Consider the following 24,008-nt stretch of genomic DNA (forward strand, 5'->3'; position numbering starts at 1 on the left):
AATGTAAATATTCTGAAAACGAATTCCCAAACAATAAAAATATAAATATGTAAATATTTTCTTTTTATCTATAATACCTTATTTATTATAAATAAAAAAACGTTTTTTTGAAATCCCCCAAAATATTCCATTTCCCTTTCATTTACAATTATTATTTATATGAAGAGTCTTTAGGAGATTTTCATTGAAATAAAAAAATAAATGTATACAATAACCCTAGTGTAAAAAATGTCAAAGAAGATGGCTAAAAAACCATCTTCTTCTTTAAAATAACAACAGTTTGCAGAAGTTTATATTTTCTTAAAGGCTAATTAATATCAGCCACGATTTTATAAACTATTTGCATTTTTATTTTTAATATACTTATATATTTAGACACTCTTCGCTAAAATCCTTTAATTTTTTTGAAAAGATTTTGCTTTTATCAAAATAATGTGTGTGTAGATATTTATGAGCATTGTGACCTCCTATATCTCCTAAAAATTCATCATATAGTTTTTTAATATCTTCATTTTCATGAGATTTACGTTGAGGTTTATTTTTATCTATAGTATACAGTCCTGCTCCTCTTGCTTTGACTTTTTCGTAGTCGCCATGTGTAAACGGTTGTCCTCCACCATTTACACATCCACCAGGACAAGCCATAATCTCTATTATGTCGTATTTAGGTTTTCTGCCTGATTTTATATCATCTCTCAACTCGTCCATCAATTTTCTAGCACATCCTAAAGAAGACGCAGCAACAACATTTACATCCGTACCAGCTACATTTATAGTAGCCTCTTTTATTCCATCAAACCCTCTCACTGCTTTAAATTCTATAGCATCATCTGCTAATTCTTCTTTTGTGACAAAAGTATATGCAGTTCTAAGTGCAGCTTCTAGTACACCTCCTGTAACACCGAATATATCAGCAGCACCAGTTGAATATCCAAGCGGACTGTCGAAGTTTTCTTCGTCTAAGTTTTCCAAATCTATACCTGCTGATTTTATCATTCTAGCAAGCTCTCTAACAGTAAGAGATAAATCAGTATCTAATATGTTGTTTTGAGATAATTCTTTTCTTTTTACTTCGTATTTTTTAGCTACACAAGGCATTATAGATACAACGCTTACTTCATCAGGCTTTTTATCTAAAACTTTGTCTGCAAAATAATATCTAGCTACTGGTGAGAACATACTTTGTGGTGATCTACAAGTTGATAAATATTTAGTCAAATCTGGATATTGATTTTCACAGAAGTTTACCCACGCTGGACAACATGAAGTCATTATAGGCAAGTCGCCGCCTTTTGTAAGTCTATTTACAAATTCGTTTGCTTCTTCCATTATTGTAAGGTCGGCTGCGAAGTTTGTATCAAATACATAGTCAAATCCCAATTCTTTAAGTGCAGCTACGACTTTGCCAGTAGATATTGTACCAGGTCTTAAATCAAATTCCTCGCTTATACCAACTCTGACAGCTGGGGCGATTTGGACCATAACTGGTTTATCTTTTTGTGCAAGCAACTTCCACGCCTCGTCTGTGTTGTCTTTTTCAAGTAATGCACCTGTTGGACATACATTTATACATTGACCGCAGAATGTACATTCAGTTTTTGCTAAATCTGTTTCAAAGAATGTCCCGATTTCTGTAGAAAATCCTCTATTAATTCCTGATAATACTCCTACAGTTTGGACTTTATTACACATTGTCTCACATCTTCTGCACAAGATACATTTGTCGTTGTCTCTCATTATAGAAAAAGAGCTGTAGTCTTTAGATTTTTCTAATCTCTCACCTTCAAATCTTATCTTCTTAATTCCAAGTTGAACTGCTATATCTTGAAGTCCACAATTTCCGCATTTTGTGCAAGTGTAGCAGTCTTGTGGATGGTCAGATAATAAAAGTTCGACTACACCTTTTCTAAATTCAATTATTTCAGGTGTATTAGTTTGTACCTTCATTCCCTCTTTTGCTAGTGTTGCACATGATGGCACCAATCTTCCATCTGCATTTACTAGACAGACACGACATGATGCACAGCTATTGTCAAATCCTATATCATCTATATGTAAATAACATAAGTTAGGTATTTTTACATTTACTTTTTTTGCCGCCTCTAAAATATTAGTCCCCTCTTCAACAGCAACAGCTTTTCCATTTATAGTTAAATTAATTAAACTCATTAATAGATTCCTCCTTTAAAAACTCGGTATATGCGATATTTGTGAATTACTCTTTTATTATTGCGCCTTTTCTACATTTTTCCATACAAGCCCCGCATTTCAAGCACTTAGTAGTATTGATTGTGTGTTTTTGTTTCTTTTCACCAGTGATTGCTTCTGCTGGACAGTTTTTCTTACATAATCCGCATCCGATACAATCGTCAGTTATTACGAAGTTTAACATAGCGCTACATTTAGCTGCTGGACATTTTTTATCCTTAACGTGAGCTAAATATTCATCATAGAAACAATTTAATGTACTAAGTACTGGGTTTGGAGCACATTTACCAAGACCACATAAAGAAGTATTTTTTATTATTGTAGCTAATGATTTTAAATTAACTAAGTCCTCTTCTGTACCGTTACCTCTACATATTTTATTTAATATTTCAAGCAATCTTCTATTTCCTATACGACATGGAGTACATTTTCCACATGATTCATCAACAGTAAATTCTAAGAAGAATTTAGATATATCGACCATACAGTCGGTTTCGTCTAAAACTAACATACCACCAGAACCCATCATAGAGCCTATTGATGCTAGCGATTTGAAATCTATTGGAGTGTCTAGGTCTTTTGCTGATATACATCCCCCAGATGGACCACCAGTTTGAACAGCTTTAAATTCTTTTCCTCCTGGTATTCCTCCACCTATTTCGTATACGATTTCTCTTAAAGTAGTCCCCATCGGTACTTCAACAAGACCTACGTTGTTTACTTTTCCACCTAAGGCGAAAACTTTTGTTCCTTTTGAATCTTCTGTACCGAATGATGAGAACCACTCAGCACCTTTATTTATTATTGCAGGTATGTTGCCAAACGTTTCCACGTTGTTTACAGTAGTTGGAGCTTGCCATAGACCATGTTCAGTTGGAAAGTATTTATTTACGATTGGCTCACCACGATTACCTTCTATTGATTTGATAAGGGCTGTACCTTCACCACAGACAAACGCACCAGCACCGTATTTTAATTCTATTTTGAAGTTAAATCCACTTCCCAATATATCCTCACCCAAAACGCCTGCCTCTTCTGCTTGGGCTATTGCTATTTTTAATCTCTCTATTGCTAGTGGGTACTCTGCTCTTATGTATATATATCCAATATCGGAGTCTGTTGCATATCCGGCAATCGCCATAGCCTCAAGTACGCTGTGTGGGTCGCCTTCAAGAAGTGATCTATCCATAAATGCACCTGGGTCGCCCTCGTCTGCATTACAGACAATATACTTATGTCCGTTTAATCTTTTGTTTTCGGCAGCTGCTGCCCATTTTAATCCTGTTGGGAATCCTGCTCCCCCACGCCCTCTAAGGCCTGATTTTTTCATTTCGTCTATTACTTGTTGTGGAGTCATTTCTTCTAGACATTTAGCAAGTGCTAAATAACCGTCGTTTGCTATATATTCTGAGATGTCTTCTGGGTTTATATGACCGCAGTTTCTTAATGCAATACGAAGTTGTTTTTTATAGAATTGCATATCTTCGTGTTTTTGAACTTTTTTATAATCAAGTGCAGGTTCTTCAAATAATAATCTTTCTACTACTTCATTTCTACCTATATGACTTTCAACTATTTCTTTTGCGTCATCTGGTTTTACATGAACGTAAAATACATTGTCAGGATATACTTTAACGATTGGACCCATTGCACAAAATCCAAAACATCCTGTCAAATGTACCATTGCGTGGTCTTCAAGCCCTGCTTTTTTTATTTCTTCTTTTAGATTTTCTATAATAAGTAAACTCTCTGAAGAGGTACATCCCGTACCTCCACAGACTAGTATATCTCTTTTATCTGGTATAGCATCTGTATGGTTTTCTCTTAAATCGAGAATTGGTTTATATTTTTTTACAGCATCTTTTAACTCTGCTATCGTATTTAATTTTTTCATCAAAAGTACCCCCTAACAGCTTAATTCTAAATTTCTATAATTATCTAGTATTTTTGAAACATCATCTACAGTTGCTTGTCCGTAAACTTTTCCGTTTACAACTACAACTGGTGCAAGCCCACAAGCACCTACACATCTTAAACCTTCAAGTGTAAATTTAAGATCTTCAGTAGTTTCACCAGCTTTAATTCCTAATTGTTTTTCAAATTCAGCCATTACTTTATCTGAGCCTTTGACGAAACAGACAGTACCAAGACAGACGCTTATCTTGTATTCTCCAATTGGATTTGTTGAGAAGTAAGAATAAAAACTAACAACACCATATACCTTAGAAGGTGATACTCCTAATTTTTCAGCTATATGGAGTTGAACTTCTTTTGGAAGATAACCAAATATCCCTTGAGCCTCTTTAAGCACAAATATCAATGCACTCTCATCAGCTACTTCTAATGAATTTATTAAATTATCTAATTCATCAAATAATTTCCTATTTTGTTCAACAAAATTGCACATAAAAATCCCCCTTTAAAAATTTAAACTACACCTTTTCGTATGTCTTTATACAAAAATTATTATAAGGTTAATAATCAAACCTTTTTAAGTTAATTTTATATGATTTTAGTTTTTACACCAATATATAAAATTAAAAAAGAAAATTATTATGTCTAAATTTATTTTAAATGTTTAATATAATCATCATAAATAATATATTTTTTTATAATTTTTATACAACATTTTAATAATAAATTTTATAATTAAACTTTCTAACTATATAATAGTATAAATTCAGTTGAAAATGTGGTTTTTTTGGGAAATTGGAAATAAATACTGTGTTTTGTATTATGTTATTTTAATAACAAAATTCGCTGCGCTCATATCGCCAACGAATCGGAGATTCCGTTGCTCAAAATTCACTGCGCTAAAAAAAGCTAGCCTAAGCTAGCTTTTAAACGTTTTCAAATGTGTAAATCGCATCTATTCTAGTTAAATAGAGTGTTCCATTGTCACACCCTATATATTTAGCGTATTTTTGAAGTTTTTCTTTTGAAAGCTCTAAATCTCTGGAGTCATTATCAATAAGTTCTTGTACATACATATCCATCAGATATTCTTTATATGGTCTTATATCGTATCCTAGGTATTTTGTAAGTCTTTCTATTTCTCCTCCAAAATCTCCATCTTCTTTTACTAAATACTCATAGACTTCTTTTCTATAAGGATTTGCCATGATTATCTTTTGGACTATTTTGGCGCTGTCTGGTTTGCTTATAAATCCGTCTTTATAGTTGTTAAATAGCGCATTTGCTTGTTTTATAGACTCTCCATCTATATATGATTCCACATCTTTTACTCCATATTCTAAAAGTGCATCTATGACAGCCATGTGTATATTAAAGCAATCTCTATACAAGCTTCTCGATAATTTATCTACTAATGGCTTTATATCAAATAATTTAGACACATTTCTTTTATCTTTTAAAGAACTCTTTTCTTTTATAGCATTATTATATATTAGCTTAAAGTCGAAATATTTTTCGCAGTATTTCTCTTTAAAAATATTAAAATCAACGACAATTACATTGTAACTGACTAAAATCTCTACACCTTTTTTTACTGCATCGTCTATTAAATTTTCGGCAAATACTAAGTATTTATCGTTAAGTCGTCTAAGTGTAGTCAAATTTTCACTGCAGTACTTTTTAAATTCTTCACTCGCATCTTGGGCATATTCTAAAAATGTTTTTCGTATAGTATTGTAATTATCTCTTTTTTCGTCGAACTTTACCATTGCTCCGTTTATATCAAACACGATCATAGCAATAACCTCCTTGTAAAAATGTTTACAATTTTTTCTCACTATTACTATATTTGATTTTATAACTAATTTTCCTTTCAAATACAAAATTTGTCTAAAACTTTTAATGGTTGTTGACTAAATTCTACACAAAATCCTATTTTTCTACTACAGTATAAATTCTATATTACTCCCAATAGACCAAATATTATCGGCACAAACATTGCTGGAAGTAGGTTTGCAACTTTTATATCTTGTTTTAATAGCATGTTTATACCAAGTGCCAATATAAGCAAGCTCCCAACAGCATTCATCTCTGTTATTACAGCAGTTGACAATATTCCCTTTAGTAAAAATGCCCCACTTGCTATAATCCCTTCGTATATAAAAACTGCTATCCCCGATAAAAGTACACCTATCCCCATAGTTAGTGAGAATAAAAACGCAGAAACACCATCTAAAGCTGATTTTGCAAATAATGTGTCGTTATTTCCAAACAGTCCACTGTTTAATGAACCGACTACTGCCATAGCCCCCACACAAAACAGTAAACTAGTAGATACAAATCCTTGTGATATCGACACCATCTCGCTCGAATCATCTTTTTTGTCTTTCTTTAATTTAGTTTCTATCTTATCTCCAAGTCCATTAAGACCCTTATCTATATCAATTAGCTCCCCTATAAGTCCTCCTACAACCATAGACACTATACATATTAGGACGTGCTTACATTCTAGTGCACCGCTTATTCCCATATATATTATGCAAAGTGCCAACCCAGACATTATAGTATCGCTTATTTTTTCGACCCTATTATTTTTGTCAAGTTTTACTATTAATCTTTTTAATAATAATGCGACCAAACTCGCCATAACTATTGTAACGCTATTTATTATAACCCCTAATCCAAACATATTATTTCACCCTAATATCTATTACTTTGTTAATAATTTGTTTATTATTTCTTATTAAATCTAATTATTTTGCCAAATCTATTATTTTTTTGGGATTGTCTGCAAACTCTTCAAATGAATATGTCGTATAAATTACATCTTTACCTAAGAATCTTTTATATCTATTTTTTTCTTTTTCTCTTATGGATCTTCTCTTTTTGCTGTGATTATTTACTACGATTACTTTTAGATTGTCTTTTTTTCTGCTCGTCTGAACTCTTTTTAATAGATATTTTATGTGCATATCCGCCTCTGGAAATGAATAACCACAAAATACAATGACGTCGCTATCTCTAATAGCCATTTCTGATTTGTTCCAAACTGTGCTTAAAAATACGTTTGACATATTTTTAAAATAAGTCGGCGGTACAATTATTGGGACGGTTACCTCTCCACAATTTAGGCATTTCGCTTGATTTATATTTTCAATTATTCTCATTACTCCACCTTCAAATGGCGTAATCGTGATACTATTACATATTGGACAGTAAAGCCAATTTAGAGAGCCATGGATTTTATATAAGTTTACCATTGGATCTTTTGGTCTTTGCCATGAGTTTGTATCTATTTTGAAATTTGAAAAATCAATGCCGTAATTTAGCATAATGGGAAACTTATTTTCATCATATAAATTTGCTATTGCATTATCTATATGTATATCGTAATTTACACTTATAAATGTAGTGTCTTTTAATAAATCTTCTTTTATTAAGTTTTCAAGAAGAAGTTGGTGATAACTATTACTTCCTCTTGTGGCATTGTTAAGAGCTGATGCAGTAAGCATTATCAAAGACTGTCTTATATACGATATACTCGTATTTTCGTCAGTATAGCTTTCTGATTTATAATTTTTAAATGCCTCTCCCCTTTGTTCTGCCAAGTCGAGTATTCCCAATACCTCTTCAAATGTTGGAAAATTTATATTTTCTGCATCATTATTTTCTACATCAATAAAAAACAAGTCTTTAAAAAATTTTACTAATTCCCTATTCATCTTTTTATTTTTATTTTCTGGCAATATATATTTGAAATATTGCAAAAATATTTCGTTTTGTATAGGTAAATTTTCTGCTGCTGAAGCTCCTGCTCCTAAAAAAATAGTAATATTCATAGCTGCTTTAAATCCTCCAAAAAATAATTTCTCTTGTAAGTATATTATACAATTAAAATTATAATTATCCATATTAAATTATATCTATTGAAAATTTTATAAATTCCCTTTATTAAGTTTTTTTAATTAAAACACTTTTTTAAGATTTATATATATGGTATCTTTTATATAGTATAAATATATTATGGAGGTGTATTTTGAAAGAAGACAATATTAAAAACAGCTATGAATGTAGGCTTAATTATTTTGTCTGTACTTCACTTTGTGCTACAAAGCAAGCTTATAAATATATAGATAAAGTATACAATTCTAATAAAGAAAAATACAATAATTTTTCTATAAACTGTTCATATTACAATCTAGCAAATTCTAGATTATTAGAAGAAGAGATGTATTTTAAAAAAGCACTTGGAATTATTACTTCTGGGGGAGAAAAAGAATTTTACTATATACTTAGAATGACTTATAAAAAGGCAAATCTACTTATTAAAAATAGTGGAGATATCGTCAGATTAAATGAATTGCCTATAAAGCCCGACTTAATGCCTGAAGAAGAATTTCTCGGCAATTATGCCGCAGCAATAATCCTAGCCCAAAAAGAAGGCAAGAAAATAGATGAAGATGACTTTTTCTTTAGAGCATTTCAAGAGATGGTCAATTTGAGGATGAATCCTCTAATACAAAATTCATTTAAGTATTCTAATATAGATAAATCTACACGAAAACAACTTAGACAAGTCGAATCTAATTTGTGTCACAAATACCCTAATATGACCAAGTGTCTGCGTGAGTTAGATTTTCAAAAAGGCTATGGAAAGCTAGACACAGAAAAAATCAACGACTACCACAGAATTGCCTATGCACTAGATTATGTATATGAATTAGAAGGTTTAAATATCATACCTCTTCTAAATAATAAGCCACACAGTACTAGTGAAGAAATTCAGGAATTAATCAATATCTGGGTTAAATGTGGCGGAAAAGTAGAAGAGTCTAACTACGACGCATTGTATTCATATATAATATCGTCTACAAAATTAAAAAGGATATTAGAAACATATAAAGATGCAAAACGCCTATATTTTAAAGATATAGCTGATATAGATAAAGAAGAATTAAAAGAAAAAGATGAAATGATCACTAAAATAACTCAAGAAAAATCAGACTTAGAGGCAAAATATAAAAAGACTAAAACTGAGTTAGAAAAAGAAAACGAAGAGTTAAAAGAAAAGCTGAGACTTCTTGAAAATAAAAATAAACAACTTGAAGAAGAGGTAAAAAATGAACCTCATATAAAAGAAGAATTAGTCGAACTTAGAAATTTAATGTTTAATTTATCTGAACATGTAAATATTCCGCCAGTCGGAAACCACAAAGAAGTAGATATAAATAAATTAAACAGCTTAAATGCAGTCTGTATAGGCGGGACCGAATCATGGATAAACTCTATGAAAGAAGTCCTTAATAACTGGGTATTTTTACATGCTGGTTTTGACAATTTTGACACAGCCTTATTAAAAAACAAAGAATATATCTTTGTAAACACAGTCTCAAACACGCACTCAATGTATTATAAGGCGATTGAAAACAAAGACAAAAATACTAAAATAAGATACATAAATGCCCTAAATAGAGATAGGGTTTTATATGAAATAGAAAAAAATTTATAGAGTCTACTTATTAAAATATTTAGTTAAAAACTAATCAAAGTAATATAAAAAAACATCCATTTTTATTTAAAGTTACATAGTTCTAAATAAAATGGATGTTTTTTGTGTTTTTTATATTATCTATTTTCTTCTTTCATCTTTTTAATAGCTTGTATAGCTTTTAAAGTACCCATTTTTGAGTGATCAAATGTAAGTCCACCTTGGAAGTATACGTTGTATGGTGGTCTTATTGGAGCATCGGCACTAAGCTCTATTGATGAACCTTGAACGAATGCACCTGCTGCCATTATTACTTCGTCTTCATATCCTGGCATTGCCCATGGAACTGGTTTTACAAACGCATCAACTGGAGCTGCTGCTTGCACACCTTGACAGAAACTTATAACTTCTTCAGCATTGTTAAGTTTTACAACTTGTATTATGTCACTTCTTAAATCGTCGTATTTTGGAAGTACATCGTATCCTAATTTTTCAAACGCTCTAGCACAGAATATAGCTCCCATTACTGCTTGTGATGTAACATATGGTGCCATAAAGAATCCTTGAAGTACAGTTCTTGTAGTTCCGAAAGTAAGACCACATTCTTTACCTATTCCTGGTGATGTTAATCTATAAGATATCATTTCTATTAAGTCAGCCCTACCAGCTATGTATCCACCAGTTAAAGCAAGACCTCCACCTGGGTTTTTGATTAGTGAACCAGCCATTACGTCTGCTCCAACTTCTGTAGGCTCTTTAGTATCTAAGAATTCACCGTAGCAGTTGTCTACCATAACGATTATGTCTTTATTTACAGATTTAACAACGTCTATTGCTTCTTTTATATCAGCTATACTAAGAGATTTTCTCCAAGAGTAACCTTTAGATCTTTGTATCATTACTAATTTAGTTCTCTCGTTTATTTTTTTCTTAACGCCTTCTAAGTCTATATCTCCATTTTCTAAGAAATCTACTTCATCATAAGTAACTCCGTATTCTTTTAATGAACCTTTTTCTTCTCTTATACCTATAACACCTTGTAGCGTGTCATATGGAGTTGAAGTTATTGATAAAATCTCATCTCCAGGTCTAACAAGCCCTTGCACACATAAGCTAAGTGCGTGTGTTCCGTTTACTATTATAGGTCTAACAAGTGCATCTTCAGCCCCAAATACATTTGCATATATTTCTTCAACTTTTTCTCTACCTATATCATTGTATCCGTATCCTGTTGTCCAGTTGAAGTGGTTGTCTGATAAGTTAGCTTCTTGCATAGCTTTTAAAACTTTATATTGATTAAATTCTCTTATTTCTTTTATCTCATCAAATTGTTCTTTTATATCTTCCATTACTTCTTCAGATAATTTAAATACTTCATCATCTAATTGGTAAAATTGTTTTAATAAATCGCTAGTTTCCTTTAACATGTCTTTCTCCTAATTTGTATTATTTTATTTATATAAGTATAATCATATTTATTTTAATAATTTAAATTTATATTTTCATCTATAATTATCCAACATTTAAGATTTTAACATACACAAATTTTTTCTTCAAGACAGAAAAAAGGTACTTATGTGGGGCAACAATTAATTATTAACTCACATAAGTACCTTTTCTTCTAAAAAGAATTTTAATTTTTAATATAAAATAATCTTTTGTATGTAGTATTATCTGTTGTTTTGTTGTTGATTTTGTAGGTTTATATATTTACCTGGAACTATAGTTGAAACAGCATGTTTGTATATCATGTTTTGTTGTCTGTTTTCACCTTCAAGTAATATTATATAACTGTCAAATCCTTTTACATTTCCTTTTACTTGTACCCCATTCATTAAGAATATTGTCACTGGTATTCTTTCTTTTCTAGCATTATTTAAAAATAAATCTTGTAAGTTTAAAACTGTATTTTTCATTTTTAATGCCCTCCCTGATAAGTTAATTTTTATATTAAGGAAATTCATATCTTAATAGTGTATAAAATAGACTCCCCAAAAAGTATAGTACTTATTTTCTTAAGTACTTTATATATAGGAGATTATAATTTAAATATAATCTCCTATATGTAATTAAGGATAATACTATATATTATTATTTTATACAATTTATAGTAATTTTTCAATATGATTAATTATATCTTCTTCCAATTTTTCTTTATTTTGGTATTCATCTAAGTCAAACCACTTTGCATCTTGATATCTTTTAAACCAAGTTATCTGGCGCTTAGCATATCTTCTAGAGTCTCTTTTTATTATTTCTACTGCTTCGTCATAAGTGTACTCGCCATCTAGATATTTTATCATTTCTTTATAGCCTATTCCCTGCATTGATATCATATCTTTTGTATATCCCATTTCAAGTAGTTTTTTAACTTCGTCTAATAGACCATTTTCAAGCATTATATCTACTCTTTTGTTTATTCTTTGATATAATACTTCTCTGTCTCTATTTAAAACTATTATTATAGGTTTGTATTTTTCGTTGTATCTCAAGTCTTTTGAGAAATCGTTCATTTTGTTTCCACTTAGGCATACTTCTATAGCTCTTATAACTCTCTTTGTGTTGTTTTTGTGGATTCTATTTGCAGCATCTTCATCTAGACTTCTTAGTTTTTCGTGCATATAGTCTATGCCGTTTTCTTCTAATTCTTTTTCTAGCTTTTCTCTTATTTCGTTATTTGCGTCTGATTTTGCAAAGTCCATATTGTATATAAGTGAGTTTAGGTATAATCCAGTTCCTCCAGTTACAAGTACTCTTTTTCCTCTTTCGTGTATATCGTTTATATATTTTTCACTTCTAGTTTGAAATTCTGATACAGAAAAAGGTACATCTGGAGTAACTTCGTCTATCATGTGGTGGACTACATTGTCCATTTCTTCTTTTGTTATTTTGGCACTACCTATATCCATATATTTATATATCTGCATTGAATCTGCTGATATTATCTCTGCATTTAATGATTTTGAAAGCTTAATCGATAAATCAGTTTTACCGACTGCTGTCGGCCCTGTAAGTATTATAAGCGGTATTTTGTTCATTATATATCTTCCTCAATTCTAATTTGTATTACATAATTCTCTTAAACATCTTTTCTATTTCTTTTTTAGATATTTCGACCATTGATGGTCTCCCATGTGGACAAGTATATGGATTTTCACACTTTTCCATTTTTGAAAGTAGTGAATGTATTTCGTCAAAATGGATTTTGTCGTTTGCCTTTATAGCTGCTCTACAAGACATAGATGCTATTTTGTCCATTTTTAAGTCGTAGCTACTTTCTAAATCCCCTATGTTGTCGATTATTTGGAATATAAATTTTTCTGATTGAGCAGTTCCAAAAATATTAGGCACTCCTCTGACCATAATATGATTATCTCCAAATATCTCTATTTCAAAACCAAATTTCATAAATAAATTTAGATTTTTTTCTACATCTAACATATCTACACTAGACAGTTCAATGACTATAGGGTCCAGTAACATCTGCATGTCTATGCTTTGGCTTTTAAACTTTGTCATATACTCTTCATACAGTACTTTTTCGTGTGCGGCATGTTGATCTAATAAATACATAGATGTCCCCTTTTCAAGGACGATATAAGTATTTAAAATTGTGCCGATTACCTTAAAGTCGCTCGCTCTAAATTTGCTGTCTTGTGAATTATTTATTATCTTATCTAGTGTGTCGTCTTGTGTTTCTAAAAAATTTCCCTGAGTGGAAATCTCGTCTAATTTAGAATCCAACTCACTATTTCTACTTGTTTTTATATCGCTATAACCCATATTGCTATAATAATCAGACTGCTCTTTTTCTTGATATGAGTTATAATTATCTATTTGAGTATATGAAACTTCATTAAACTTATTATTTTGAGCTTTCTCATAATCTTCATTTTCATCTTTCGTTTCATTTTCTTCTAATGCCTCTTTAAAAGATTTAAATGAAGATAAGTCTTCTCTTTCATCTATATTGTACTCTTTAGGTTCTTCTTTTAAGCTTAGAGTATCTTGCTCTTTAGATTCTGTTTTATACTCAAAATCTATTTTATTTTGGTTTATATTTTGATTTGAAGAAGTCTCTACTTTTTCTTCTAAATTATTTTCTCCAAGGTGATTTAATTTATTTTGTACGTAGTTTTCATTATTATTAGTATAAGACTTGTATTTTCCTATCAAACTTATATTTAGAAGTTTGTTTTTTATTAAATCTCTTATCTTTATATATACGTCTTTTTCGTCTTGGAATTTTACCTCTAGCTTAGTCGGATGTATATTTACGTCTATTTCACCTGGGTTTATCGTTATATTTAAAAAGCACACTCCAAATTTATTTATAGGAATTATACTTTTATAACTTTCATTTATAGCATCTAATATAATTTTACTTCTAACATATCTTTTATTTATATAGATATGTTGAAGGTTTTTGTTAGATCTATAGATGTTGTTGTTTCCTATATATCCGTATATTTTTATCTTCTCATCTTCATAATCTACTTCGATTAAGTTATCTGTTATTTCTTTTCCATAAATACTTCTTATTACGTTTATAAGTTTATTGTCGCCAGGTGTATTTAACATAAGCTTTTTGTTGTTTATGTATTTTATTCTAACTCCTGGATTTCCTATAGCAAGTTTATTTATTAAATCACTTATATTTATAGTTTCAGCATGAGTCGATTTTAAAAATTTTGCTCTTACTGGAGTATTAAAAAACAAGTCTTTTATAGTTATTGTTGTACCGTCTTTTGTCCCTATAGGCTCTTTTTTTATTATTTTAGACCCGCTAAGCTCTATCTTCGTACCTATAACTTCTTCTTTTGTCTTTGTAATCATTTCGATATTTGAGACAGCAGAAATAGAGGCAAGTGCCTCCCCCCTAAACCCAAGCGAATAAAGATCGTATAAGTCGTCTATTTCTTTTATTTTGCTTGTAGCATGTCTTAAAAAGCATTTTTCAACTTCACTAGATAATATTCCAGATCCGTTGTCGCTTATTTTGATGCACTTTTTTCCGCCGTCAGTAATATCTACGACGACTTGAGTAGCACCTGAATCTATTGCATTTTCTAAAAGTTCTTTTACTACAGAAGAAGGTCTTTCAACGACCTCTCCTGCAGCTATTTTATTTATTGTTAAATCATCTAAAATATTTATATACTTACCCATCTAATCCCTCCAAGAGGTTATTTTGGCTTAAGTTAAAATAACCGATTATCTATTTTCTTTTGCTTTTTTTTGTAAATTATATAATGTATTTACGCAGTCTATTAAATTCATATTTAATATATCTAAATTTAAAAGCTCGTCTAATACTTCGTTATTTGGAGTTATATTTCCAAACGATATTTGTGAATCTTCTTCTTTTAATTTAGTATAATTTGCATTTAATTTATTATAATCTTTTTTCATTTTTTTATGTTCTTTTAATAAAGTTTCATGCTCTAATTTTAAAGATTCGTATTCATTTTTTATATTGTCTTGCTCTATTTTATTTAGCTCATTTTCAAAGCTAAATTCATCTGTAACTTGAATCTGTGATTTATCGTCTTCTCTTACTACATCAATATCTTTAAGTTGTAAATCTGCTGTAACTAAAGCTTCTTTATTTGCTTTATCAAGCATTAAATTCATTTTTTCTTTATCGAGACTTCCAGTTAAAACTTCACCGTTAAATATGTGGTTTTTCTCTAAATCACTTAGAATTTCTGATGAACGCTCTATAACTTTGTCAGGCAGTTTTGCAAGTTTTGCAACATATATACCGTAACTTTTGTCTGCTGGTTGTTCTACTATTTTTCTAAGGAAGATTATATTTTCTCCGTCGTCTTTTACTGAAATAGAGTAGTTTTTAACTTCTCTAAACTCGTTTTCTAAATCTGTAAGCTCGTGGTAGTGAGTTGCAAATAAAGTCTTACATTTTATATTACTTTGGATATATTCAACTATTGCCCAAGCTAAGCTTATACCGTCGTAAGTTGATGTACCCCTACCGATTTCATCAAGTATTACAAAACTCTTTGATGTAGCATTTTTAAGTATTTGTGAAACTTCGTTCATCTCTACCATAAATGTAGATTGACCAGAAGATAAGTCGTCACTTGCCCCAACTCTTGTAAATATTCTGTCGCATATTGGAATATCTGCAAAATCTGCCGGAACAAAACTTCCCATATGAGCCATTAAAACTATTATCGCACTTTGTCTCATATAAGTCGACTTACCTGCCATATTCGGCCCTGTAATTATATTTATAATATTTTCGTCGTCTGATAAATAAGTGTCGTTTGGCACGAAGTTTTCTTCACCTACTATATTTTCGACAACTGGGTGACGTCCGTTTTTAATATCTAATTTGTTGTTGTCGTTTATATTAGGTTTTACATAGTTGTTTAAATCTGCAACAGTTGCAAATGAAGTAAATACGTCTATATTTGCTATTATCTTAGCTACGTTTTGGATTCTATCTATATTGTCGTAGATGTATTTTCTAACTTGTACAAATAATTCGTATTCAAGCACACCTATTTTTTCTTTTGCGTGAAGTATTTTATCTTCTATTATTTTTAATTCTTCTGTTATATATCTTTCGGCGTTACTTAATGTTTGCTTTCTTATATAGCTATTGTCTATATTTGCAGTTGCTAAGTTTGCCTTTGTTATTTCAATATAATATCCGAACACTTTATTAAATCCTATTTTTAAAGATTTAACTCCTGTTTTTTCTTTTTCGCGATTTTCGATTTCCTTAATCATAAATGCGCCGTTTGTAGAAACTTCTCTAAGCTCGCTTAATTCTTCATTGTAGCTTGATTTAATTATATTTCCGTCTTTTATAGTTATGCTAGGCTCCTCAAGTATAGCTTTATTTATTAAGTCGTAAATATCGTCTAAAGTCTCCATTTTGTTTGCGTAGTTTTTAAGTATTTCTGCATCAGATTCTTCTATTCTACGCTTTAGCTCTGGAAGTTTTTCAATAGAGTTTTTTAAATTAATAAGCTCTTTTGGAGTAACTTTTTCAAACGCGATTTTACCGCAGATACGCTCTATATCGTACACATTTTTTAAAATCTCGATTAAGTCTATTCTAAGTGAGTAATCGTCTTTTATCTCTTCAATTACATCTAATCTAGTTTGAATTCTTTGTTTGTCTACTAATGGCTCCTCAACGTATTTTCTAAGCATTCTTCCACCCATTGCAGTCGAAGTTTTATCTAGTACGTGAAGTAGTGAGCCTTTCTTTTTCTTTGTTCTAATAGTCTCTGTAAGCTCTAAATTTGAACGAGTAAACATATCAAGCACCATATAATTTGATGAGTTGTATATGTTTATATTGTTTATATTTGAAGTTACTTGTTTTTGAGTGTTGTATATATAATTTAAAAGGACACATAAACTTCTATTTATAAGTCCATTTTCATCGAATTTTAAGTTTCTTAAATACTCATCGCTGAAGTATTGTTTTAATATATCTTCGTTTAAATACGCTTCGTCGAAATTAGTATTTAAATATATATTAGATAAAGACGCTATAGCTTCTAGATTTTTTATATAATCTAAGTCGTTTATTATTATTTCTGATGGAGAAACTTTCGCAATTTCTTCTATTAACTTGTCTTTTTTTAATATAGTTGCATTAGTTTCACCTGTACTTATATCTACATAAGATAGACCTATATCGTCATTTTGCTTGTATAAAGACATAAGGTAGTTGTTTTTTTTGTTTTCAAGAAGATTCCCTTCAAGAACAGTCCCTGGAGTTACTACTCTTATTACTTCTCTTTTTACGATTCCCTTTGCAGCAGAAGGATCTTCCATCTGCTCGCCTATCGCTACTTTATATCCACTTTCAACTAATTTTGATATATAAGAGTTTGCAGCATGAAACGGAACTCCACACATAGGAGCTCTCTCTTCAAGCCCACAAGCCTTTCCTGTAAGTGCTATTTCAAGTACTTTTGATGCAATTATCGCATCTTCAAAGAACATCTCATAAAAATCTCCTAATCTAAAGAACAATATACAATCAGGATATTTATCTTTTGTCTCAAAATACTGTTTCATCATAGGAGTTAATTTACTTCTGTCGATTACCATTTTGTTTATTATGCCTAAAATGTTTATTTTTAGGCTACTCCTTTCTTTTTTGTTAATATATTAAACTCTCTTAAGTTGTAATTTTTATTTTATATTCTAATTAAAAATCATTTATATCTTTTCTAAATTAATTATTATACATTAGAAATCTAATTTAAAGAACTTTTTTCTAGATAACCATTATAACATATTTTTTTTATTTTTTTGTAGGAGTCTATATTTCAAAATTATAAATTTATTTTTAAAATAGGATTAAATTCGTGAAAGATATCTTACAAGATAATGACGTTATTATATTGAAATAGTTTCTATCATATACATAATTAGTTAAAATTAAATTTTAATCTTAAATTTACATAATTGACAATAATTCCCATAAACATTACACTATTAATAATTAAAAGATAAAAGGGGGAATATCTTTGTGATAAAAAAGATAACTGCATTAATTTTATCCTTGTCATTATCTTTATGTTCAGCTGCAGCTTTTAGTTTTGCAGATAATAAAGATATAAAGGAAGATACATTATATGAAAATATGATGAAGCAAAAAAAAAGCACAATTATAGAATTGGAAGATTTAAGCATTAAAGAATTAACAAAACTTAGAGACAAGGCTTTAGATGAAAATTTAAGTATGTCCTCATAAAATATCAGAGTATTTAATTAAGCATGGGAAAACTTACGAAATTTCTACACAAGAAAACTTAGAATTTTTAATAGAAAATATAGAAGATGTAGTAGACTATGTTGATTTTGATGCAAAAACAGTAGTAGAAATTATAGACCCAACTATAAAAGGATCTTTTATTTCAAATGATGAGATAAGAGATTTAAACAAGCAATTAAAAGAAAAGTCTTTCGAGAAAGATTTAGATAATACTATTAAAAAGGATATTCAAGCTTTTTAAAGAAACTAAAAAAAGCTTTTTAAAGAAAATCTATTAATTCTTTAAAAAGCTTTTTTATGTTTTAAACTCTTAATATCGATATTGTATATATCAATAATTTTTAAATAATTTAAGTGTGTTTTGTAAATTTTCACGGTCTATTTTCTCCTACTAGTCATTTTAAGTCATAAGTTAACTATTTTTTAGAATATCCTTCATTGCCCAAACTGCAGCAACTATAATTATTGTCCACGCTACTAACATAAAAACCCAAGCTATACCTGTCATAGTATCCACTCCTTTCTTACTTACTTCTATTATATTAGAAATTTTCTGAAAATTGTGTGTTTATACGCATATTTTACCCTTCATTAACATAATGTATGATGTTTTTACGGTTTTTTAACATTAATTGATACTCTTCTTAACCCTTTTTTAACAGACTAAATTTCAAATTATAACTATATTCGCTACGCTCAGGCGCGGGCGGCTTCGTCCGTTGCTTAGGGTCTCCTTCGTCATAGTAATCGGCTCCTTGTCTTTTTTATAATTAAAAAAGACTTATTGCATATCCCCAATACAATAAGTCTTTTCTTGTGATTTAATATTTTGATATAAATTAGTTTTATTTATTTATTATAATTGCAAATGTCATTAAATAAAAATTAAAATTTTAGCTTATTTTTTGACCACTTCTTGATTTATGTTTTTCATCGTATCCTTTTAATATTCTTCTCATTGCTATTCCTTCTGTTATAAATATAGTAGCCCATACTGTTAACATAAAGCCCCAAGCCATACTTGTCATATTAATTACCCCCTTTATTTCTTACATTTAACTTTTTGTAAATTTAAGTTTGATTTCATATTTCTTAAGATAAATTATAAGTTTTTATAAATCTAATTTCTATCGATATATTAACTTAAAATATCACAATATTAACACAATTCAATAAAATAAAATAATTTTTTACTGTTTTTTGTTATATTTTATAATTATTTTCACTTTGAGTTTGTAGTTTATATAACAATACCTAGCGATATAGATCTAAATTGCCTTCTTCGTCAAAAGGTATATCAAATAATTCTGATTCTTTTTTTACTTTTGATTTATCTACTGTGTTTTCAAATGCAGATTTACTCATATAAATTTCGTCTAATTCCTTTGTGTTATTTATTATAACTAATTTTATATCTTGTATGTTTTTAACTCCACATAGTTTTACACAACCTTGAAATACGTATTTGTCGTTGTCTAATACTAGTGGAAGTTTTACACTATTTGGTTCTGTGGATGTAATGGCGTTTATATAAGTAGATTCAAAATCTATCTTTCTAAAAAACTTTTTAGATACAAAATCTGCAAGTCCCATGCCATTTCCATTTCCGCCTGATTTTTCACTTATATCTAAAAAACCGAGTTTTACTGTATTAGGCCCACCACTGGCGGCATTTGTGTGAAATCTGCCCACTATATTTGTGTCGACTCCTGTGCCGCTTATGTTTTTTCCTATTTCGTTTACAATAAGTACATCTATATCATCTAAATAAATCCTAGGCATAAGGCGTTTTGATTTTTCTAGTATCTTTGGCTCTTCTTGCAGTATTTCATCTTTATGCAGTACAAATAAATCTGCTACTTCATTGTATCCATTTTCTATACTAGCAACTCCACATATTATATTTAAGTTATTGAGTGCTATTTTTCCTACTTCAACTAGATTTTCTGCCATATTTTCATATCTAAGAAAATGTGTCATATCGGCTCCTTTTCTCTTTGCAAGGCCGATCGCCATCATCTTAATCAATCCGCTTTCGTATTTACCTCTAAATGAGGTGTGGAGTTTAACTCGATTTAATAAGATAATTCCATCTGCATTTGCTGCGTTTTTATCGATATAGACGGGCAAATCTTTAGATGTCCTTCCTACTTCTACAACATCCATAGAAGAAATTATCTCGCATCCTACAGATTCCTTTGTTATGCCTAGTTTTTTGAGCATATTTTCTTGTCCCTCTGATGTTCCTCCTCCATGGCTTCCCATAGATGGCACTATAAATGGAGTTGCGCCACATTTTTTTACAAAGCTCACTATAGTCTTCATAAGCTCTTTATAAGAACTTATACCCCTACTTCCACCAGTTATCGCAATCTTCATCCCCGGTTTTATCTTGTCTTTAATATTTTTATAAATTAGCTTTTGATTTAAATCACCCTCAACATCATCTAGCTTAGTATTGTCAAATGTCTGGCTTACTTTCATAATTTGAGGGAGCTTTATATTATCTAGTATTTCGTTTATTTGAGACATATTATTTTACACCTACTTGCTTTGTAACTATAAGGTCGCTGTCATAACCCATTATATTTTTCACAACTATATCTCCTACTTCTACAGGAGCTTTTAGTTTTATATTTTTGATTATATCCATAACGTCAAATATCTTATCTTTTGGGATAGGGTTAGTAAGCCTTACACTTACAAGTGGGAGTTCTCCATTTAATAAAATCACAGAAGAGGCTATATTACGTCTTGGGTCAGTTAGTTCTTGAACTACGTATTCTCTTCCCTTTCTACATCCCTCTCCTTCAATATTTTTTACATCTTTTCCTTCATACTCAACTTCTATTTCACATCCATTTGGACAAACTATACATGTAAATTTTCTATTCACTTATAATCACCTTCAAATCCCCATTTTCTTTTATTTCATCTTTTGAAATTTTTATTTGAATCATCTCAGCTGGTATCGCCTTTTTGTATTTTTTAGTTTTTATAACTTCATCATCTTGAATTATATAGACCCTACATTCTTTAAAAGGCTTTCTAACTCTAAATGAAAGCACAAAATCCTTAGTCCCACTTATCTTTTGTGGAATTGTGTGGTTTATATTTTCGCCAGACTCTATATTTATATCACACTGTTTTAATTTGCCGTCATTTATATATTCACAAACGTGATCTGCTAGTCTTTCAGCTTCTAGCGATACAAAGTCGACTAAGTCGTGTACTTGAAGTACGTTTCCCGCTGCGAAAATACCTTCAACTGAAGTTTGGTAGTTTTCATCTACTACTGCACCTTTTGTTCTTTTGTCTAATACTACACCTGCTTTTAGTGATAATTCATTTTCTGGAATAAGCCCTATTGAAAGTATCAAAGTATCACATTCGTATCTTTTTTCTGTTTGTGGAATTATTTTTCTAGTTTTTTCATCTACTTCACTTACTACAACGGCCTCAAGTCTGCTTTTTCCTTCTATATTAGTTATAGTGTGGCTTAAATATAGAGGTATGTTGTAGTCGTTTAAGCACTGCTCAATATTTCTTGGAAGTCCATTTGCATATGGTGAAAGCTCAACAACTGCCTTAACATTTGCTCCTTCTAGTGTAAGTCTTCTCGCCATAATAAGACCTATATCACCTGAGCCCAAAATTACTACGTTTTTTCCAACCATAGTATTAGTCAAGTTTATATATCTTTGGGCAACTCCGGCGTTGTATATTCCTGCAGGTCTCGTTCCTGGAGTCGAAATCGCCCCCCTTGTTCTCTCTCTACATCCCATAGTCAAAATAACAGCTTTTGCCCTGTATTGTTTTAAGCCTTGTCTCGTAGCAGCAGTGACAACTTTATCTCTATTTATATCTATAACTGTGGCATCTGTAATGTAATCTATTTTTTCTTTCTCAACTTCTTTTATAAATCTATAGGCGTATTCTGGACCGCTTAATGTTTCTTTAAATCGAGTAAGACCAAAACCATCGTGAATACATTGTTTTAATATACCGCCTAGTTTATCTTCTCTCTCGACAATAAGTATATCTTCTATTCCCTTGTGTTTTAGCTCTAGAGCTGCTGCAAGGCCTGCAGGGCCGCCCCCAACTATTACAACGTCTTTATTTTCAACCATTACTCTCTCACCTTCCCAACAAACATATTAGAACCTTCTCTTGAATAAATCACATCTTCTCTATTTTTATGTTTAACTTCTTCTAATAGACCTGCTATTCTCGTTTCACAATATCCACCTTGACATCTTCCCATCATAGCTCTGCATCTGTATTTTATTCCTGTTAAAGTTTCAACTCCTAGTGGATTATTTATAGCTTCAATAATTTCTGCTTTTGTTATAGTTTGGCATCTGCAAATAACTTCGCCATAATCTGGATTTTCTTTGATTAATTCTTCTTTTTCTTCAATTGATTTGTCTACAAATGTGACTATAGGCTTTCTAATTGGATTGAAGTTTTCGTTTTCTGTAAGTTTTTCTTTTTGTTTTAATAAAGATACTACGTATTTGGCAATTGGAGTTGAGCTTGTAAGCCCTGGTGATTCTATACCGACTAAATTTATAGTGTTTGGAGCTTCATCTCTCATTTCTATTACAAAATCGTGGTATCCACCTTCTTCTTTTGAGGCGAGTTTTGGTCTAATTCCCGCAAAATTTCTTATGAAATCCTCTCTTTTTATATGTGGGAATATTCTTCCCCCGTCTTTAATTAGTAAGTCCATTATCTTTTGAGTAGCAGAATAATCGTCTCTTTCTTCTATATATTCACTACTTGGGCCGATAAATACATTACCGTCTATTGTAGGAGTTAAGTGGATTCCAAGCCCACCTTCTTTTGGATTTGGAACTGGATATGCTGGAAGGCTTAATTTTGAGCCTACTTTTTCATCTAATATAAAATACTCTCCCCTGCATGGGTGAATTGTATAGTCGTCTATTCCAATCATTTTTGAGATTTTATCGCTGTAAAGTCCTGCTGCATTTACAACCCATCTAGCTTTATATGTATCTTTTACTGTTTTTATATTGTAAATTTCATCTATCCTATTTATATCTATTACTTCATTTGCAAAATAATACTCTACCCCATTTTCTGCTGCATTTTCAGCAAGAGCTATTGTAAGTAAAAATGGATTTAAAATACCTGTAGTTTTAGACCACATTGCAAATTCACCGTCGATATTTGGCTCAATTTCTTTTATTTTGTCCTTGCCTATTATCTCAAGACCCTTAACACCGTTTTTTTCGCCTTGCTCTTTCATAGCTATAAGTTTTTGCTTATCTTCTTCATTAAACCCTACAACTAGTTTCCCACATCTTTTAAACGGTACTCCAAGCTCATCTGCAACTTGGTCAAAACCTTCATTTCCTTCAACACAAAACTTAGCCATAAGTGTCCCCGGCTTGTTGTTAAACCCTGCATGCAGTACCCCTGAGTTTCTCGCACTCGTCTCATTACATACATCTAATTCTTTTTCTAATACTCCTATTTTTAAATTATATCTAGACATTTCCCTGGCAATAGCATTTCCCACAACGCCAGATCCGATTATTATCACATCATATAATTTGTCCAACTCAATGTCCCCCTTTTTACGAAAAGATATTCGCAACCTTTATT

Annotated in this window: 18 protein-coding genes; 2 read left to right on the forward strand and 16 right to left on the reverse strand. The window is 30.6% G+C overall.

Annotated features, from left to right (window positions below; all coding sequences use genetic code 11):
* Window positions 1–363: 363 nt before the first annotated feature.
* The 6 genes from ABCM86_RS08520 to ABCM86_RS08545 all read right to left on the reverse strand — a co-directional run bounded on the left by ABCM86_RS08520 (window position 364) and on the right by ABCM86_RS08545 (window position 7,961).
* Window positions 364–2,169, reverse strand: coding sequence for an NADH-dependent [FeFe] hydrogenase, group A6 (locus ABCM86_RS08520; protein ID WP_343003842.1), 1,806 nt, complete (start codon window positions 2,167–2,169; stop codon window positions 364–366).
* Window positions 2,170–2,215: 46 nt separating this feature from the next.
* A complete protein-coding gene (locus ABCM86_RS08525) occupies window positions 2,216–4,102 on the reverse strand; it encodes an NADH-quinone oxidoreductase subunit NuoF (protein ID WP_307994291.1) in 1,887 nt (628 codons plus the stop codon).
* A 12-nt stretch (window positions 4,103–4,114) separates the two neighbouring features.
* Window positions 4,115–4,615, reverse strand: coding sequence for an NAD(P)H-dependent oxidoreductase subunit E (locus ABCM86_RS08530; RefSeq protein ID WP_195931740.1), 501 nt, complete (start codon window positions 4,613–4,615; stop codon window positions 4,115–4,117).
* A 433-nt stretch (window positions 4,616–5,048) separates the two neighbouring features.
* On the reverse strand, window positions 5,049–5,918 hold the full coding sequence (locus tag ABCM86_RS08535; protein ID WP_195931807.1) for a kinase: 870 nt from the start codon (window positions 5,916–5,918) through the stop codon (window positions 5,049–5,051).
* A 161-nt stretch (window positions 5,919–6,079) separates the two neighbouring features.
* The gene (locus tag ABCM86_RS08540) at window positions 6,080–6,811 is read right to left on the reverse strand and encodes a DUF554 domain-containing protein (protein ID WP_343003843.1); all 732 of its coding nucleotides are present in this window, start codon (window positions 6,809–6,811) and stop codon (window positions 6,080–6,082) included.
* 64 nt (window positions 6,812–6,875) lie between these two features.
* On the reverse strand, window positions 6,876–7,961 hold the full coding sequence (locus ABCM86_RS08545; protein WP_343003844.1) for an SIR2 family protein: 1,086 nt from the start codon (window positions 7,959–7,961) through the stop codon (window positions 6,876–6,878).
* 197 nt (window positions 7,962–8,158) lie between these two features.
* Here ABCM86_RS08545 and ABCM86_RS08550 point away from each other — a divergent pair, with 197 nt between their 5' ends.
* Window positions 8,159–9,631: a hypothetical protein gene (locus ABCM86_RS08550; RefSeq protein WP_343003845.1), complete on the forward strand. Its 1,473-nt coding sequence runs from the start codon at window positions 8,159–8,161 to the stop codon at window positions 9,629–9,631.
* A gap of 116 nt (window positions 9,632–9,747) precedes the next feature.
* Here the strand turns inward: ABCM86_RS08550 and ABCM86_RS08555 are convergent, their stop codons facing one another.
* The 5 genes from ABCM86_RS08555 to mutS form a co-directional block, all read right to left on the reverse strand.
* Window positions 9,748–11,037: a methionine gamma-lyase family protein gene (locus tag ABCM86_RS08555; protein WP_195931261.1), complete on the reverse strand. Its 1,290-nt coding sequence runs from the start codon at window positions 11,035–11,037 to the stop codon at window positions 9,748–9,750.
* Window positions 11,038–11,280: 243 nt separating this feature from the next.
* Window positions 11,281–11,526 (reverse strand): RNA chaperone Hfq, encoded by a 246-nt coding sequence (gene hfq, locus ABCM86_RS08560; protein ID WP_195931262.1) that lies wholly within the window; start codon window positions 11,524–11,526, stop codon window positions 11,281–11,283.
* A gap of 189 nt (window positions 11,527–11,715) precedes the next feature.
* Entirely contained in the window at window positions 11,716–12,648 is a 933-nt protein-coding gene (gene miaA / locus ABCM86_RS08565) for a tRNA (adenosine(37)-N6)-dimethylallyltransferase MiaA (RefSeq protein WP_295674925.1), read from the reverse strand.
* 28 nt (window positions 12,649–12,676) lie between these two features.
* Window positions 12,677–14,779, reverse strand: a complete 2,103-nt coding sequence (gene mutL / locus ABCM86_RS08570; protein ID WP_343003847.1) for a DNA mismatch repair endonuclease MutL — start codon at window positions 14,777–14,779, stop codon at window positions 12,677–12,679.
* Between the two features lie 45 nt (window positions 14,780–14,824).
* Window positions 14,825–17,707 (reverse strand): DNA mismatch repair protein MutS, encoded by a 2,883-nt coding sequence (mutS, locus tag ABCM86_RS08575; RefSeq protein ID WP_343003848.1) that lies wholly within the window; start codon window positions 17,705–17,707, stop codon window positions 14,825–14,827.
* A 424-nt stretch (window positions 17,708–18,131) separates the two neighbouring features.
* Here mutS and ABCM86_RS08580 point away from each other — a divergent pair, with 424 nt between their 5' ends.
* The gene (locus tag ABCM86_RS08580) at window positions 18,132–18,356 is read left to right on the forward strand and encodes a hypothetical protein (RefSeq protein WP_295674931.1); all 225 of its coding nucleotides are present in this window, start codon (window positions 18,132–18,134) and stop codon (window positions 18,354–18,356) included.
* A 914-nt stretch (window positions 18,357–19,270) separates the two neighbouring features.
* On the opposite strand, the gene ABCM86_RS08585 is transcribed toward ABCM86_RS08580, so the two are convergent.
* The 5 genes from ABCM86_RS08585 to ABCM86_RS08605 form a co-directional block, all read right to left on the reverse strand.
* Entirely contained in the window at window positions 19,271–19,405 is a 135-nt protein-coding gene (locus ABCM86_RS08585) for a hypothetical protein (protein WP_279325561.1), read from the reverse strand.
* Between the two features lie 226 nt (window positions 19,406–19,631).
* Window positions 19,632–20,909: a lactate racemase domain-containing protein gene (locus ABCM86_RS08590; protein WP_343003849.1), complete on the reverse strand. Its 1,278-nt coding sequence runs from the start codon at window positions 20,907–20,909 to the stop codon at window positions 19,632–19,634.
* Between the two features lies 1 nt (window position 20,910).
* Complete coding sequence (locus tag ABCM86_RS08595) at window positions 20,911–21,273, reverse strand: DUF1667 domain-containing protein (protein WP_195931363.1); 363 nt, start codon at window positions 21,271–21,273, stop codon at window positions 20,911–20,913.
* Window positions 21,266–22,507 (reverse strand): FAD-dependent oxidoreductase, encoded by a 1,242-nt coding sequence (locus ABCM86_RS08600; protein ID WP_343003850.1) that lies wholly within the window; start codon window positions 22,505–22,507, stop codon window positions 21,266–21,268. Before ABCM86_RS08600 ends, ABCM86_RS08595 begins: the two co-directional genes overlap by 8 nt.
* Window positions 22,507–23,964: an NAD(P)/FAD-dependent oxidoreductase gene (locus tag ABCM86_RS08605; protein ID WP_343003851.1), complete on the reverse strand. Its 1,458-nt coding sequence runs from the start codon at window positions 23,962–23,964 to the stop codon at window positions 22,507–22,509. Before ABCM86_RS08605 ends, ABCM86_RS08600 begins: the two co-directional genes overlap by 1 nt.
* Window positions 23,965–24,008: the final 44 nt, after the last annotated feature.

Source organism: Clostridium sp. 2218st1_F5_2218SCRN_220325, from assembly GCF_039062665.1.
In the GTDB taxonomy this organism is placed as follows: domain Bacteria; phylum Bacillota; class Clostridia; order Peptostreptococcales; family Peptostreptococcaceae; genus Intestinibacter.

Bases quoted from the DNA above. Each gene is read 5' to 3' on its own strand.
- ABCM86_RS08520 (WP_343003842.1), bottom strand. From the start codon at position 2,169: ATGAGTTTAATTAATTTAACTATAAATGGAAAAGCTGTTGCTGTTGAA.
- ABCM86_RS08525 (WP_307994291.1), bottom strand. From the start codon at position 4,102: ATGAAAAAATTAAATACGATAGCAGAGTTAAAAGATGCTGTAAAAAAA.
- ABCM86_RS08530 (WP_195931740.1), bottom strand. From the start codon at position 4,615: ATGTGCAATTTTGTTGAACAAAATAGGAAATTATTTGATGAATTAGAT.
- ABCM86_RS08535 (WP_195931807.1), bottom strand. From the start codon at position 5,918: ATGATCGTGTTTGATATAAACGGAGCAATGGTAAAGTTCGACGAAAAA.
- ABCM86_RS08540 (WP_343003843.1), bottom strand. From the start codon at position 6,811: ATGTTTGGATTAGGGGTTATAATAAATAGCGTTACAATAGTTATGGCG.
- ABCM86_RS08545 (WP_343003844.1), bottom strand. From the start codon at position 7,961: ATGAATATTACTATTTTTTTAGGAGCAGGAGCTTCAGCAGCAGAAAAT.
- ABCM86_RS08555 (WP_195931261.1), bottom strand. From the start codon at position 11,037: ATGTTAAAGGAAACTAGCGATTTATTAAAACAATTTTACCAATTAGAT.
- hfq (WP_195931262.1), bottom strand. From the start codon at position 11,526: ATGAAAAATACAGTTTTAAACTTACAAGATTTATTTTTAAATAATGCT.
- miaA (WP_295674925.1), bottom strand. From the start codon at position 12,648: ATGAACAAAATACCGCTTATAATACTTACAGGGCCGACAGCAGTCGGT.
- mutL (WP_343003847.1), bottom strand. From the start codon at position 14,779: ATGGGTAAGTATATAAATATTTTAGATGATTTAACAATAAATAAAATA.
- mutS (WP_343003848.1), bottom strand. From the start codon at position 17,707: ATGGTAATCGACAGAAGTAAATTAACTCCTATGATGAAACAGTATTTT.
- ABCM86_RS08585 (WP_279325561.1), bottom strand. From the start codon at position 19,405: ATGACAAGTATGGCTTGGGGCTTTATGTTAACAGTATGGGCTACTATA.
- ABCM86_RS08590 (WP_343003849.1), bottom strand. From the start codon at position 20,909: ATGTCTCAAATAAACGAAATACTAGATAATATAAAGCTCCCTCAAATT.
- ABCM86_RS08600 (WP_343003850.1), bottom strand. From the start codon at position 22,507: ATGGTTGAAAATAAAGACGTTGTAATAGTTGGGGGCGGCCCTGCAGGC.